This window comes from Buchnera aphidicola (Uroleucon sonchi), assembly GCF_011035165.1.
Lineage (GTDB): Bacteria > Pseudomonadota > Gammaproteobacteria > Enterobacterales > Enterobacteriaceae > Buchnera > Buchnera aphidicola_BE.
In genome coordinates, this window is sequence record NZ_CP047588.1 from 80,047 (window position 1) to 94,528 (window position 14,482).

Sequence of the window (14,482 nt, forward strand, 5' to 3'; positions counted from 1 at the left end):
TTATTGTAATGCCAGAAATAATTAATAATATACAGTGTCATAAAAATATTATTAGTCAAAATAATAATTTTAAATATTCTCTTTGTAAATTTGATTTATTTACTTCTATTTTTGATGCATATAATACATATTCTTTAAAAAAAGAAATAAAATTTCATTCTATACCAGTAGAAGAAAAAAAATATGATGATAATAGTATTATATATTCTAATTTTCATTATATGTTAAATAATTTATTAAACGTTTTAGACCATAATAAAAAGACAATTTATACTAATCAATCAAATCATGTTAAACATAAAAATATACAAAATAACACAATAGATATAAATAATGATAATCATGCTATTCAATTCAATGATTTTTTAAGAAATACATTTAATATTAAAATCAAACAAGAAAATAATGAGGCATTTTTAAAAAAAAAACTATCTCGTCAAATTAATCGAATTGTAAAAAAGTATAAAAATGATATTACAAAAAATAATAAAATATATGAACATTATCCTATAAATAAAAGCAGTAATTTACATTTTTCTCAAACAAAAAATCAATCTTATCAAAAACAATTAAACTGGTTTATAAAAAATATTGATTTTAGTGATCATGATAAAAAGATTGTTTTTACGTCAGATGTGAATAAATTTAAAAATGATTTAGATTTCCCTAAGATAGAGAATAAAATATATACCGAAATCAATCATCAAAACAAATTGAATCTATTAAGTTCAAATGAATTAGATTTATTAAATATACAAAAAATTGTTTTACAAGATTCTAATAATTTTATTAAATGGAAAGATTTTATTAGTCAAAAAATACTTTCATTTATAGCACATAATAATAGTCACGCTAAAATTAATTTAAAACCTGAATCATTAGGATCAATAAATATTATTATGAACATAAAAAATGATAATATTATATTACAGCTGATTTCTGAAAATCACAAAGTTCGAATATTGTTCAATAAGTGTATACCGTTTTTATCACATGAACTAAATAAACAAGGAATGATATTAGAAAAATGTAATATACTTAGTTCTTTAAAACATTATCGAAATATTTATAATAATAAAAAATGTTCTAAAAAGTCTATTGATCGTGTTAATCAATTTCAAAAAACAATAAATACTTGTGAACAAAAAAGTAGTTTTATGGAATATAAAAAAATAGATTGGTATGTTTAATGATTGATATATTTATTTATAAGAAAATATTTTTGATACAAACATATATTATTATATATCACGATATATTATCAAAAAATTTATTTTTTATAAATTATATATTCGATTAACTGTAACCTGTGAGGTATATAAATGGGGAAAACTAATATTTTAAATGATAAATTTAAAACAGTTGATCAAAAAAATAATAATTTAAAGAATTTTTTACAAGAAGATGAAATTCAAATTTTAGAAAATATTAATCAGTACTTTATTAAAAACTTTATAAGTTTTTTTTCTAAATTAATTAAAAATCAAATTCAATTAATTGAGTATAATTTTAAAATAGAATCTTATAATTTTGATAATATTGTTAAGAAGCATATAGAATGTTTTAATATCATTGAAATATCTCCTCGTCAAGATAATGCTTTAATTATTTTTTATAATCATTTTTTATCATACACATTAGATTTATTATTTGGGGGATTTGGGAAGATTACAAAAACAATAACAAAATCAAAAGATATTACAAATACTAATGTATTTATTAATACAAAAATTATTACATTTATTACGAATCTTCTATCTAATATTTATACAAAATATTTTTGTACAGAAATCAATTTTATTTATAAAAAACTATTTTTTGATAATAAAACGTATAAAATTGATTCAAAAACAATATTTTTAACTAATAATTTTAATTTTATGATTAATAATATTACTTTATCTTTTGATATACTTATTCCTAAGTCAATTATCTCGCAAATTAATTTAAAAAAAAATATCTTATTAAAAAATCACAATAATGTATATAAGAAAAAAAATAAATTTTCCTTAGAAGATATAAAAGATGTAGAATTAAATATTATTGCTCGTATGATTTCTACTACTATATCAAAAGATAAATTTGATAACTTATCAGTTGGTGATGTTTTGCCAATTCATCAGCCTGATAAAATTATAGGATATCTAGAAAATCAACCTATATTTTTCGGTAAATATAAAAGTTTTAATAAAAAATATATTGTTTTTATAGAAAAATTTATTAATCATGATTCAGAATTAAATAAAAAAGGTAAGATTAAATGAGTAACATAGTAGAAAACTCAATAAATAAAAATATTATTGCATCTGAAAAAAAAAAATCAGAAACTGAATTGATTAATGAAAATAGCTCTAATGAAGACACATCGAATCATTCTGAAAAATTAAGTAAATCAAAAAATATTTTACTTAATACAGAAGTTAAAATTACTATTGAATTAGGAAAATCAAAAATTAAAATTAAAGATTTTCTTAAATTATCTGAAGAAAAAATATTTATTTTGAATAAATCGGTAAAAGAACCATTAGATATATTTATAAATGATTATTTAATTGCATCTGGAGAACTTGTAGTGTTAGATAAAAAATATGGTATTCGTATTACGAATATTAAAAGTTCTTTAAAAAATATCAATATTTCATCTTAAAATGAAATTTTATGAAAAATAACTCTTCTATTGAATCATCATTTAATAGTTTTCACTCAATATTGAATAATGAAAAAATTTTTCAAATGCTTAGTTCATTATCTTTAATAATATTATTAATACTAATTATAACGTGGATTTTAAAAAAAATTTCTTTTATTAAAATTAATAATATGATGTCTTGTATGACGATATTAGATAGGTTGTCTATTGGTCCTCAGGAATACATTATTCTTGTTAAAATTACAGATATAAAATTAATTTTAGGTGTAACGAAAAATAATATTACTCATTTGCATACTGTTACATCAATTATAAAAAATACATCTACACAAGATCAATCAATAAAAAAAATAGATAATATTTTATTAAAAAAAAAATATTTTTATCATTTTTTAAGTAATTTTTCTAAAATATTCTGGAAAAAAACAATGTTTTATAAGATTATTTCAATTATATTTTTATTGCTATTTTGTCCGACTATTTATGCTCAAATACCTGGGATAACCAGTCATATATTAAAAGACGGTGGACAAACATGGTCTGTACCTATACAAACATTAGTTTTTTTAACGTCTTTAACTTTTCTTCCAGCATTTCTTTTAATGATGACCAGTTTTACACGAATTATTATTGTATTTGGTTTGTTACGTAATGCATTAGGTACTCCGTATGCTCCATCTAATCAAATATTACTTGGTTTAGCGCTTTTTTTAACGTTTTTTATTATGTCTCCTACATTTGATAAAATTTATCAAGATGCATATATACCGTTTAGTGAAGAGAAATTAAATATGGAAGATGCTATTTTGAAAGGATCAGTTCCTTTAAAAAAATTTATGTTAAATCAAACACGTATTACAGATTTAGAATTATTTTCAAAATTAGCTCATATTTCTAAATATAATAATCCAAATGATATACCTATGCGGATTTTATTACCATCTTTTATTACTAGTGAATTAAAAACCGCTTTTCAAATTGGTTTTACAATTTTTATACCTTTTTTAATTATTGATTTAATAGTAGCAAGTGTTTTAATGGCTTTAGGTATGATGATGGTGCCACCTTCAACAATTTCTTTACCTTTTAAGTTAATGTTATTTGTATTAGTAGATGGATGGCAGTTATTAGTTACGTCATTAGCAGCAAGTTTTAATACATAATATTTTTTTATTTTTATTGCTAATTATTTAAATTTTTTAAAAGGAGATATTAATTTATGACTTCTGAGTCTGTAATGGAATTATTTTATAATGCAATCAAAGTCACATTAATTATTGCATCACCATTGTTATTAGCAACTTTAATTAGCGGTTTAATCATTAGTATATTACAAGCAGCAACACAAATTAATGAGCAAACTCTTTCTTTTATTCCAAAGATTATTTCTGTTTTAGGCATCATAATCATCTTAGGTCCTTGGATGTTAGGTGTTATGTTAGATTATATGCATAATTTATTTACCAATATACCATTGATTACAAAATAATGTTAACTTTCAATAGTTTCGAATTAATGCAATTGATTAGTAATTTTTTTTGGCCTATGGTCCGAATTTTATCATTTTTGTCTGTTTTACCTATTTTTAATAATACTATTTTTAATAAAAAAAACAAAATCATTTTATCTGGAATAATTAGTTGGTTAATTTCTCCATTTTTGCCTGAAGTACATATTATATTATTTTCTTTTATGGGTTTATTATTATTTTTTCAACAAATATTAATTGGTGTAGTATTAGGTTTTATTGCGCAATTTATATTTATTACGATTGATTTAGCGGGTGAATTTATCAGCTTACAAATGGGTTTATCATTTGCTACTATTTTTAATAGTCATATACATATTGGAAATTCTATTATATCTCGTCTATTAAATATTTTAACTTTATTTATTTTTCTTGCATGTAATACTCATTTACATTTGATTTCTATATTAATTGATAGTTTTTATAGTATGCCGATTGATACTTACGTTTTAAATGCAAATATTTTTTTTATTTTATTAAAATTTTCTAGTTATTTCTTTGTAAATGGTATTATTTTAATTTTACCGATAGTAATTATATTATTAGTATTAAGTTGTATGATGAGCATATTAAATCGTTTATCTCCGCAGATATCAATTTTTTCTATTGGTTTGCCATTAAATTTATTTTTTGGAATATTTATTCTATATTTTTTAATACCAAATATATTGCCATTTTTGGAAAATTTAATTCATGAGACAATTGTTTTTATTAATTATAATTTTATACAACTGTAATTTTTGATAAATAAAGTATAATTTTTTGAGAAATTATACTTTAATTCTATTATATATTATAGGTCAGTACTTTCTCTTATTTTATTTAATTTTACCTTCATTGTATAAGACATGTTTTTGAATAACAGGATCATATTTTTTAAATTTTAATTTATCAGGCGTATTTCGTTTATTTTTAGTTGTTGTGTAATAATGACCAGTTCCTGCAGATGATATCATTTTAATTTTTTCACGATTTTTTTTAGCCATAATAATATCACCTTTATTTTTTAAGATTTATTTTTTGTATAATGGTTTCGATTCCATTTTTATCAATACATCTCATACCATGAGCTGAAACACGTAATTTAATAAATCTTTTTTGATCAGGAACCCAAAATCGATGATATTGAAGATTGATTAAAAACTTTCTTTTAGTAGCATTCATTGCATGAGATCGATTATTGCCAATCATTCTTTTTTTTCTAGTAACTTGACAAATACGTGACATAATTTATTCTCTTAAATTTAATTAAATCATTTATCATTTTAAATAAAAATATTTTAACATATTATAAAATACTATAATAGTTGTTTAATTTTTACTAGTTTTTATTGTATAAAAAATTTTAATGAATTTTAGATATAAAATATTATATTAATTATTATTAAAATAACATTATACATTATAAAATTAATATCAAATCAGGATAATTTTTATGAATATATGTCAGAGATTCTTATTTAAATCTTTGATGTTTTTTTCTATTTTTTTTGTGGCTTTCATATTATTGCTAGAAACTAATTTAGGTTTTAAATGGTTTTTTAATTTATCTAATCATTTTTTTATAAAATTAAAAGTAGAAAAAATATCAGGAAATTGGCGTGATTTTTTATTAAAAAATATTGAATATGATCGTTTAAATTATTCTATGAAGGCTAATAGCGTGCATATTAAATTAGACGCTAAATCGTTATTTAATATGTTGATAGTTTTTAAAGATATTCAAATAAACCATTTAGTAGTTTTATCAAAACATAATATATCTAATGATTTTTCAAAAAAAAAAATCTTTCATAATATTATAAAAAAAAATATATTTATTAAATATCCATTAATTTTCCAAAAAATACATATAGATAATTTACTATTTCAATCTTCTCGATTTAACATATTATTTTTAAATATTTTAACTAGCATTAAATTCATGAATAATGATGTTATTTTTTCCCCTAGTTATATTGATAATATTAATGTAAAAACTCCTAATTTTCAATCATCTAGAATAATTTTCAAACAACATCATGTTACACAGAAATTTAATACAATTAAAGAATTAAAATATTTAAAAAAAATATATCGCTTTTTAAAATATTATTCAAAAACTTCCCCAATACATATTCCATTAAATATTGATTTGAAATATGTTAAATGTAAAAAAATACAAATTATTAACAATAAAAATATTGGTTTATTGCAATTAAAATTACAAGCTAAAATAAAGAATGATATTTTAAGTATCAAAACTGCTAACATCAAGTCGGATATTTTTCAAATAAAATCTTTTGGAAAAATTATATTTCATAATAATTCTTCTATTTCATCTATTATAAACAACAAAATAATTATACCGAAAATAAGCAATAAAAATATTAATATTTTATTTAAATCGTATTTAAATAAATCATTTATATTTACATTAAAATCAAAAAATTTATATAAATTAAATATGCATGGATCAATTTTTTTTAATAATGTAAATGAACCATTTAATTTAAAATTAGATATCCAAAATTTATTTTGGCCTATTAAAAAAAAATATTTTTTAAAATTCATGAATTTACATGCTTGTGTAAAAGGACAAATAAATCACTATTTTATATCTTTTCAAAACATATTTGCATTAAAAGGATTACCTTCAATTTTATTAAATCTTAAAGGACAAGGTAGCTTAGAAAATATATTTTTAAAAAAAGTGCAATTATTTCCTGTAGATATTCATAATAATAATAATACAAATATAAAATCTATTATTAATCGTCAAAAATATAATAAGAATATATTAGAATTAATAGGAAAAATGAATATTTTAGCTAAAATTCATAATAATATAAAACATTTATATATTCCTAATATTGATCTTAATCTTGCTTTTATGCAAAAAAAACTGGATATATTAGGATCTTTATATTATCAAAATAATAATTTACTAAGGATTCCAAAAATTAATTTATTTATAGGAAAAAATCAATTATTTTTCAAAGGTTGCATAGGTCATACATATAATATCGATTCGTCAATTTATGCAAGTAATTTAAATTATTTTATTCCTAGTTTAACAGGTCAAATTAAAGCTAAAGCAAAATTGTATGGAAATTATATTTTTTCAATATTAACTGGAAAATTTTTTGCTTCTAATCTACATGTTGACAATTTAAATATTAAAGATGTAAAAATATCTACAAATATTAATATGCAAGATATAACTTCAGGAAAGATATTTTTATATGCAAAAAAAATAAATTTTTATAATACTTATATTAATTATTTACATATTAAAATTAATCTTCATGATAAAAACCAGAATTGTGATTTTTTACTAAAAAGTAAAAATTTTTATATGCATTTTATAATTCATGGAAAATTTAATAAAGAAGAAAAAATTTGGCATGGTTTATTAAAAACAATGAATATAAAAACATTATTCGGAGAATATCACTTGAGAAAAAAATTTTCAGTTAATTATAATATTAATTATTTTATAGATTATATATATAAAAAAAATATACAAAGAATAAATATTCTTTCATTTATAAAATATAATAAAAAATTATTTTTTTGCAATATTTTTAGCAAACCGCTAATAAAGTTTAAAAGCAATTTATTTATTAAAGGATATTTAAAAAGTTTTTTAGGAGATAAAATTTCTAATGGAAAAATATTTTTAATAGGATCCAATATACAAGCTGAAAAAAATCAAAATAATAAAACATTTTTAGAAAAAATTGATTTTTTAAAAATATCTGTTAATTTATTCGAAAATAATTTAAAAGCTAAATGGATTGTCAAAAAAATCAATGCATCATTAAAAAATGGTATGATATTTGGATATTTTAATATTCTAAATTTTTATAAAAATAAAAATATAAACGGTAAATGTTATATTATTAATTTTCCGATTTCTTTATTAAATTTTATTATATCTAATAATAATACAATAAATGGCATATTTAACAGTAAAATAAAATTTTTTGGAACAATTTATCAGCCTAAAATTTTGGCTGATATTGATGTTAAAGATATTTATATTAGAACTAATAATACATTAAAATATCTTTCTATATTATTTCCTCATTTTCTAAAAAAAATTAAATTTATAAAAATTTATCAAGAAATATTGATAAAAAAAGGAAAAATATTATTTAAATTACATCCACTTTTTAAAAATTCTCATTCTAATTTATCATGGTATCTTTCTGTGAATAGTGATCAAATATTTATATTTATTTTTCCAAAAATTCCAATTAAATTTTCTACTCATTTAAATTTATATTATTTATTGACAAGATATAATTTAACAGGTTTTATAAAATTACCCTTTTTATATTTTAAAATCAATGAAAAAAACTTGGTATTTTAATTAAATATAATTCTAATAAAATATTAAAAATTTATTTATTTTGTGCGCGATGATATGCTTGATGAATTTCTAATTTAGCTTCTTGACAATTTCCCCAACCAATAATTTTAACCCATTTATCTTTTTCTAATGTTTTATAATTTTGAAAAAAATGGCTAATTTGTTTTTTTAATAAATCTGATATATCTGAAATATCATTTATATTTTTATATTCTGTACAAATTTTACTTTTTGGTACAGCTATAATTTTTGCATCATTTCCTGATTCATCATGCATTTTTAATATTCCAATAGGTTTACAATGAATGACAGAATTTGATTGTATTGGATAAAGAGAAGGCACTAATACATCTATAGGGTCACCATCTAAAGATAAAGTGTGATTAATATATCCGTAATTACAAGGATAAAACATAGGAGTGGGTATAAAACGATCTACAAAAAGTATTCCTGATTTTTTATCTATTTCATATTTTATAGGAGATGAATTAGATGGTATTTCTATAATGACATATACATCATGAGGTATATTATCACCTGCTATAATATTTTTAAAATTCATTATATTTTTTCCTTTAATAATAAATTTTTTATTAATATATCATTACACAATTTAATAAAATGTAAATCTTAATATTGAAATATAATTATATCTATTATTTATAATAACTAATTGATATTCATTTGTAATGTTTTTTTATATAATATTTTATATACACATAAAATTTTTAAGGATTAATATATGCAATTAATCAAAGATATAAAAATAGAGGAATTATCTTTACTAAATACTGTACAAAAGACATTAGAACTATCTAAAAATAAAAATATTTCTATTGAAGTGTATATAAAAAAAACAATTGGAATTAGTGTTAATATTAGACGTAGCATTGTAGAAAGTGTTGAATTTAATAGTGATGGTGCATTATTTATTACAGTATATAATAAATTTTCGAAAAGCACTGTATCATCAAAAGATTTTAGCTTTAATGGCATAGAAAATATGTTAGACATAGCTATTAATATCTCAAAACACACTTCTTCTGATTTTTTTTCAGGATTGCCTGATATAAAAAATTTATGTTTTGATGAATTAGAACTTGATTTATTTCATCCATGGGAATGGAATATCAAACATGCTATTCAATTTGCTATTTCATCAGAACAAGCGGCGTTAAATTTTGATAAAAGAATTGTAAATAGTGAAGGAAGTTTCTTTAACGGACACATTACAATGAATGTATTTGGAAATAGTTTAGGAATGTTACAAAAATATAAATCGACTCATTATTCAAGTTATAATTGTATGATTGCACAAGATAAAAATGCTATGCAAAGAGATTTTGATTATTCTGTTTCAAGAAAAATAGATAATTTATTAAAACCAGAAACATTAGGCCAAAATAGTGCTAAACGTGCTGTATCTAGATTAGGGGCAAAAAAAATAGCTACTATGAAATCGCCAATTATTTTTTTATCTTCAATATCTTATATTTTTTTTTCACATCTTGTTTCTGCAATTAGCGGTAATAATATTTATCAAAAATCTACATTTTTACTTAATGATTTAAAAAATAAAATTTTTCCTGATTGGTTAGATATTTTAGAAAATCCACATTTAAAACAAGGTCTAGGAAGTAAACCATTTGATGATGAAGGTGTATCTACTAATATAAAATATATTGTTCGTAATGGAATATTACAGACATGGTTATTAAATAGTTATACTGCTCGAAAACTTCAATTAGAAAGTACAGGAAATTGTGGTGGAATTTATAATTGGCTAGTATCACATAAAAATATCTCTTTTGAAGAGTTGTTAAGATATATGAATAAAGGTGTATTAATTACAGAGTTAATGGGTCAAGGTGTAGACATTATTAATGGAAATTATTCACGAGGAGCTGTAGGTTTTTGGGTTGAACAAGGAAAAATTGCTTATCCTATACATGAAATTACAATATCTGGAAATTTAAGAAATATGTGGAATAATATTATTAGTATTAGTAATGATGTTGATGTCCGTAATAATATTCAATGTGGTTCAGTTTTATTATCTGAAATACAGGTTTCTGGAAATTAATTAAAAAATATATTTTTAAGAAATATTAAAGGTAATAAATTTATTACCTTTAAAACAAATTAAAAAATTTTTTAACTTTATGAAGTTGACCTATAAGCCGGGTTCTGTTTAAACAGTCATTCATCTAGATTAATAATCACTTATTAATTCAAGCAGCCTACCCAGGTTTCAATAGCACGAGCAGCACAAGTTAATAAAATGTTATCCTATATTTGGCTTTGCTCCAGGTGGAGTTTACCTAGCCATAATTGTTACCAATTATGCGGTGCGCTCTTACCGCACCTTTTCACCCTTTCCATATTGTATTAATGACAAATTGGAGGTTTATTTTCTGTTGCACTTGTCATAAGCTTACGCTTTCCAGGTGTTATCTGGCACCTTGCTCTATGGAGCCCGGACTTTCCTCTTTTTAATTTGATTAAAATTAAACAGCGACTGTTTGGTCAACTTCAGAATTAATAATACAATATTTAAACTTTTTTGTCATGCTTATTTTTGATAACATATTGATATAAATTATTTTTATTAAAATTATGTATTTTAGCTGTAATAAATACTGATGTTTTTACAGTACAAAAATTTCTTAGCATAAAAAAAGTATCTAATATTTTTTTATCTAAATTATGATTTTTTGATTTTTTAAAACCATCAATAATAATTACCATTTCTCCTTTATAACGATTTTTTTCTTCTTTTAGCCATTTTAGTAATACAGCAGCTTGTGCTCCATAAATTGATTCCCATTTTTTTGTAATTTCTCTAGCGATTACTATATGTCTATTTTCATCTATTTGTTCTATTATATCTTGTATACTTTCAAGAATTCTATATTTTGATTCATAAAAAATAATTGGTCGTGTTTCTTCTCTTAAAGAATACAATAAATTACGTCTGATTTGTTTTTTAGAAGGCAAAAATCCTTCATAACAAAAACGACCATACATTAAACCAGATGCACTTAATGCTGTAATAGCTGCGCACGGACCAGGAAGAGGGATAACTTGAATATTACAATTATGACATTTTTTTATTAATAAATTACCGGGATCATTAATAATTGGCGTACCTGCATTAGATACTAAAGCAATTTTTTTACCTATTTTAAGTTCATTAATCAAATGATCACTTTGTTTTTTTTCGTTATTTTTATTTAGTGATATTAAAAAATTTTTAATATTAAAATGCTGAAGTAAAAGATTAGTATGCTGAATATTTTCAGCAGCAATGATATTTACTGTATTTAATATTTTTAATGCTCTGTGAGTGATGTCTGATAAATTACCAATTGGAGTAGGTATAATATATAAAATACCAATATAATTTTGATTCATTTTATTCCGTAAAATAATATTATATTATAATAATAAATATTATCTCGAATATTTAAAATAAAATAAAATATTTTTATTATGCCTAATATTATTTGATTATGTAATTTTTTGTTAGCGTAAGGATTGCAATATGAAACGTGTCGTTATTACAGGCATTGGCATTATTTCTAGTATTGGTAATAATAAAGAAAAAGTATTAAATTCTTTATATAATGGTATTTCTGGAATTATTTTTTCAAAAGAAATGCAAAAATTAAATATGAGAAGTAATGTTTGGGGTTATGTTGAATTACAACAAAATCATATAATTTTAAAAAAAATAAATCGATTTATGAATAATAGCTCTAAATATTCATTTATAACTATGTTAGAGGCTATTCAAGATGCAAATTTAAAAAATCAATATTATCAAAATAATCCTCGTGTAGGCATTATTACAGGATCAGGATGTGGTTTTACAGAAAATGTTATTTATAATAAATATAATATGAAAAATAAATATATTTCAAATGTTATTAGTCCGTATCTTGCAATCAAAACGATGCCATCTACTACATCTGCTTGTTTATCTGTTTTATTTAAACTACATGGAGTTAGTTATTCGATTAGTTCAGCTTGCGCTACTTCTGCCCATTGCATTGGAAACGCATTTGAATTAATTCAACTTGGAAAGCAAGATCTAATGTTTGCAGGAGGAAGTGAAGTGATAACTTTAGAATTAGCTCGTCAATTTGATGCTATGAAAGTGTTATCTGCTAATTTTAATGATAATCCTCAACAAGCATCACGTGTTTATGATGTAGATCGTGATGGTTTTGTTATTTCAGGAGGAGCAGGGATGTTAGTTCTTGAAGAATTAAATTGTGCTTTATCTCGCTCAGCTAATATATATGCAGAAGTTATTGGATATGGAGCAACATCCGATGGTAGCAGTATGTTTATACCATCAGGAGATGGAGCAGAACGTTGTATGAAGTTGGCAAGAGTAAATAAAGATATATTGATTGATTATATTAATGCGCATGGTGCATCTACACAAATTGGAGACATAACAGAATTAAAAGCTATAAAAAAAGTATTTTTCAATGAAAATCAGCCAATGATATCAGCAACAAAATCTATGACAGGTCATGCATTAGGAGCATCAGGTGTACATGAAATAATTTATACTTTGTTGATGCTGCAACATGATTTTATAGCTCCAACAATTAATATTAAAAAATTAGATTATCAAGCAAAAAATATGAATATTATTCAAAAAGTTACTAATGTTAAAATAACTACAGCTATGTCTAATAGCTTTGGTTTTGGAGGGTCAAATGCATCATTAGTAATACAAAAATATTAATGTTATATATCATAATATTTTATAAAGTAAGAGAAATTAAATATTTTAGTATTAATAATAAAAAATCATTTTAATGTTTAAAATATTAAAATGATTTTTTATTATTAAAATAGCCAGGTTTATTATATAAGATATACCTAAATTTAAAATTATATATCCATAAAAATTTTTATTTTTCAATAAGAGAGTTTTAAGTATGAATCAATTAGATATTTTGAAGCAATTTTCTACTATTGTAGCAGATACAAGTGATATAGAATCTATATGCAAATATCAACCTCAAGATGCAACTACTAATCCGTCACTCATATTACAAGCAGTAAATACTGATATAAATCAAAAATTTATAGATCAAGCGGTGCAATATGCAAAAAAGAAAGGAGGCTTATTAAAAGATCAGATCATTAATGCAAGTGATAAAATATTAGTTAATCTTGGAATAGAAATTTTAAAACATATACCAGGTTACATTTCTAGTGAAGTTGATGCTCGTTTATCTTTTAATACAGAACAATGTATTTTAAAAGCACAAAAATTGATTGATTTATATGAAGAATCAGGTATTTCTAGAAATAGAGTATTAATTAAACTAGCAGCAACTTGGGAATGTATAAAAGCTGCAGAAGAACTAATAAAAAATAATATTTTTTGCAATTTGACTCTTTTATTTTCTTTTGCACAAGCACGAGCTTGTGCTGAATCGAAAGTTTTTTTAATTTCTCCCTTTGTTGGTAGAATTTATGATTGGTATGTTGCACAAAATTTATTATCAAAATCTTTTGTAGGTAAAGATCCTGGTGTTATATCGGTTTGTAAGATTTATGATTATTATAAACAACATAATTATAAAACTATTATTATGGCAGCAAGTTTTCGTAATATTCAACAGATATTATATTTATCCGGATGTGACAAATTGACTATTTCACCTATTTTATTAAAACAATTACAATCTTATCCTGGTAAAATAGAGAGACAATTAAAACTTCCTAATATTTTATTATCATCTCCAAATTCATTATCTGAAGATGAATTTCGTTGGGAACACAATCAAGATGCCATGGCTGTTCAAAAATTATCTGAAGGTATACGTAATTTTGGAAAAGATCAAATGGATTTAGAAAAAATACTTTCTAAACGGATATAGTATTTTATCATATTAAATAATATTAATAATTTTAAGGA

At 21.7% G+C, this 14,482-nt stretch carries 14 protein-coding genes, 1 other RNA gene and 1 pseudogene; 11 read left to right on the top strand and 5 right to left on the bottom strand.

All coding sequences use genetic code 11. The annotated features are described in order from the left end of the window. Positions 1-8 precede the first annotated feature (8 nt). The 7 genes and pseudogenes from GUU85_RS00370 (at position 9) to fliR (ending at position 4,915) form a co-directional block, all read left to right on the top strand. Positions 9-1,190 (top strand): flagellar hook-length control protein FliK, encoded by a 1,182-nt coding sequence (locus GUU85_RS00370; protein WP_163118933.1) that lies wholly within the window; start codon positions 9-11, stop codon positions 1,188-1,190. A 132-nt stretch (positions 1,191-1,322) separates the two neighbouring features. Beyond that, the gene (locus tag GUU85_RS00375) at positions 1,323-2,264 is read left to right on the top strand and encodes a FliM/FliN family flagellar motor switch protein (RefSeq protein ID WP_163118934.1); all 942 of its coding nucleotides are present in this window, start codon (positions 1,323-1,325) and stop codon (positions 2,262-2,264) included. Then, on the top strand, positions 2,261-2,647 hold the full coding sequence (gene fliN, locus GUU85_RS00380) for a flagellar motor switch protein FliN (protein WP_163118935.1): 387 nt from the start codon (positions 2,261-2,263) through the stop codon (positions 2,645-2,647). The genes GUU85_RS00375 and fliN overlap by 4 nt, the downstream gene beginning before the upstream one ends. 86 nt (positions 2,648-2,733) lie before the next feature. Next, positions 2,734-3,033 (top strand): annotated as a pseudogene (fliO, locus tag GUU85_RS02885) (flagellar biosynthetic protein FliO); the annotation flags it as partial. 45 nt (positions 3,034-3,078) lie between these two features. Next, a complete protein-coding gene (gene fliP / locus GUU85_RS02890) occupies positions 3,079-3,813 on the top strand; it encodes a flagellar type III secretion system pore protein FliP (protein ID WP_254056376.1) in 735 nt (244 codons plus the stop codon). Positions 3,814-3,869: 56 nt separating this feature from the next. Further along, positions 3,870-4,139, top strand: coding sequence for a flagellar biosynthesis protein FliQ (gene fliQ, locus GUU85_RS00390; protein WP_163118937.1), 270 nt, complete (start codon positions 3,870-3,872; stop codon positions 4,137-4,139). Continuing rightward, on the top strand, positions 4,139-4,915 hold the full coding sequence (fliR, locus tag GUU85_RS00395; protein ID WP_163118938.1) for a flagellar biosynthetic protein FliR: 777 nt from the start codon (positions 4,139-4,141) through the stop codon (positions 4,913-4,915). Before fliQ ends, fliR begins: the two co-directional genes overlap by 1 nt. Before the next feature lie 81 nt (positions 4,916-4,996). Here fliR and rpmG read toward each other — a convergent pair whose 3' ends face one another. Both rpmG and rpmB read right to left on the bottom strand, forming a co-directional pair. Beyond that, positions 4,997-5,164, bottom strand: a complete 168-nt coding sequence (rpmG, locus tag GUU85_RS00400) for a 50S ribosomal protein L33 (protein WP_014499811.1) — start codon at positions 5,162-5,164, stop codon at positions 4,997-4,999. 13 nt (positions 5,165-5,177) lie between these two features. Continuing rightward, positions 5,178-5,405 carry a 50S ribosomal protein L28 gene (gene rpmB / locus GUU85_RS00405; RefSeq protein ID WP_163118940.1) on the bottom strand — a complete coding sequence of 76 codons (228 nt, stop codon included), beginning with the start codon at positions 5,403-5,405 and terminating at the stop codon, positions 5,178-5,180. Between the two features lie 208 nt (positions 5,406-5,613). On the opposite strand from rpmB, the gene GUU85_RS00410 reads away from it, so the two are divergent. Next, the gene (locus GUU85_RS00410; RefSeq protein WP_163118942.1) at positions 5,614-8,535 is read left to right on the top strand and encodes a translocation/assembly module TamB; all 2,922 of its coding nucleotides are present in this window, start codon (positions 5,614-5,616) and stop codon (positions 8,533-8,535) included. A 31-nt stretch (positions 8,536-8,566) separates the two neighbouring features. On the opposite strand, the gene ppa is transcribed toward GUU85_RS00410, so the two are convergent. Then, on the bottom strand, positions 8,567-9,097 hold the full coding sequence (gene ppa / locus GUU85_RS00415) for an inorganic diphosphatase (protein ID WP_163118944.1): 531 nt from the start codon (positions 9,095-9,097) through the stop codon (positions 8,567-8,569). 180 nt (positions 9,098-9,277) lie between these two features. Here ppa and pmbA point away from each other — a divergent pair, with 180 nt between their 5' ends. Further along, a complete protein-coding gene (gene pmbA, locus GUU85_RS00420) occupies positions 9,278-10,618 on the top strand; it encodes a metalloprotease PmbA (protein WP_163118945.1) in 1,341 nt (446 codons plus the stop codon). A gap of 77 nt (positions 10,619-10,695) precedes the next feature. Here pmbA and rnpB read toward each other — a convergent pair. Together rnpB and rsmI are read right to left on the bottom strand one after the other, a co-directional pair. After that, positions 10,696-11,069, bottom strand: an RNA gene (gene rnpB / locus GUU85_RS00425) — RNase P RNA component class A. A gap of 19 nt (positions 11,070-11,088) precedes the next feature. After that, on the bottom strand, positions 11,089-11,964 hold the full coding sequence (gene rsmI / locus GUU85_RS00430) for a 16S rRNA (cytidine(1402)-2'-O)-methyltransferase (RefSeq protein ID WP_425619822.1): 876 nt from the start codon (positions 11,962-11,964) through the stop codon (positions 11,089-11,091). Between the two features lie 115 nt (positions 11,965-12,079). Here rsmI and GUU85_RS00435 point away from each other — a divergent pair, with 115 nt between their 5' ends. Further along, on the top strand, positions 12,080-13,297 hold the full coding sequence (locus GUU85_RS00435; protein WP_163118947.1) for a beta-ketoacyl synthase N-terminal-like domain-containing protein: 1,218 nt from the start codon (positions 12,080-12,082) through the stop codon (positions 13,295-13,297). A gap of 196 nt (positions 13,298-13,493) precedes the next feature. Continuing rightward, positions 13,494-14,444 (top strand): transaldolase, encoded by a 951-nt coding sequence (gene tal / locus GUU85_RS00440; protein WP_163118948.1) that lies wholly within the window; start codon positions 13,494-13,496, stop codon positions 14,442-14,444. Positions 14,445-14,482 lie beyond the last annotated feature (38 nt).

Coding starts and splice junctions, on each gene's coding strand:
- GUU85_RS00370 (WP_163118933.1), top strand. CDS start 9: ATGCCAGAAATAATTAATAATATACAGTGTCATAAAAATATTATTAGT.
- GUU85_RS00375 (WP_163118934.1), top strand. CDS start 1,323: ATGGGGAAAACTAATATTTTAAATGATAAATTTAAAACAGTTGATCAA.
- fliN (WP_163118935.1), top strand. CDS start 2,261: ATGAGTAACATAGTAGAAAACTCAATAAATAAAAATATTATTGCATCT.
- fliP (WP_254056376.1), top strand. CDS start 3,079: ATGTTTTATAAGATTATTTCAATTATATTTTTATTGCTATTTTGTCCG.
- fliQ (WP_163118937.1), top strand. CDS start 3,870: ATGACTTCTGAGTCTGTAATGGAATTATTTTATAATGCAATCAAAGTC.
- fliR (WP_163118938.1), top strand. CDS start 4,139: ATGTTAACTTTCAATAGTTTCGAATTAATGCAATTGATTAGTAATTTT.
- rpmG (WP_014499811.1), bottom strand. CDS start 5,164: ATGGCTAAAAAAAATCGTGAAAAAATTAAAATGATATCATCTGCAGGA.
- rpmB (WP_163118940.1), bottom strand. CDS start 5,405: ATGTCACGTATTTGTCAAGTTACTAGAAAAAAAAGAATGATTGGCAAT.
- GUU85_RS00410 (WP_163118942.1), top strand. CDS start 5,614: ATGAATATATGTCAGAGATTCTTATTTAAATCTTTGATGTTTTTTTCT.
- ppa (WP_163118944.1), bottom strand. CDS start 9,097: ATGAATTTTAAAAATATTATAGCAGGTGATAATATACCTCATGATGTA.
- pmbA (WP_163118945.1), top strand. CDS start 9,278: ATGCAATTAATCAAAGATATAAAAATAGAGGAATTATCTTTACTAAAT.
- GUU85_RS00435 (WP_163118947.1), top strand. CDS start 12,080: ATGAAACGTGTCGTTATTACAGGCATTGGCATTATTTCTAGTATTGGT.
- tal (WP_163118948.1), top strand. CDS start 13,494: ATGAATCAATTAGATATTTTGAAGCAATTTTCTACTATTGTAGCAGAT.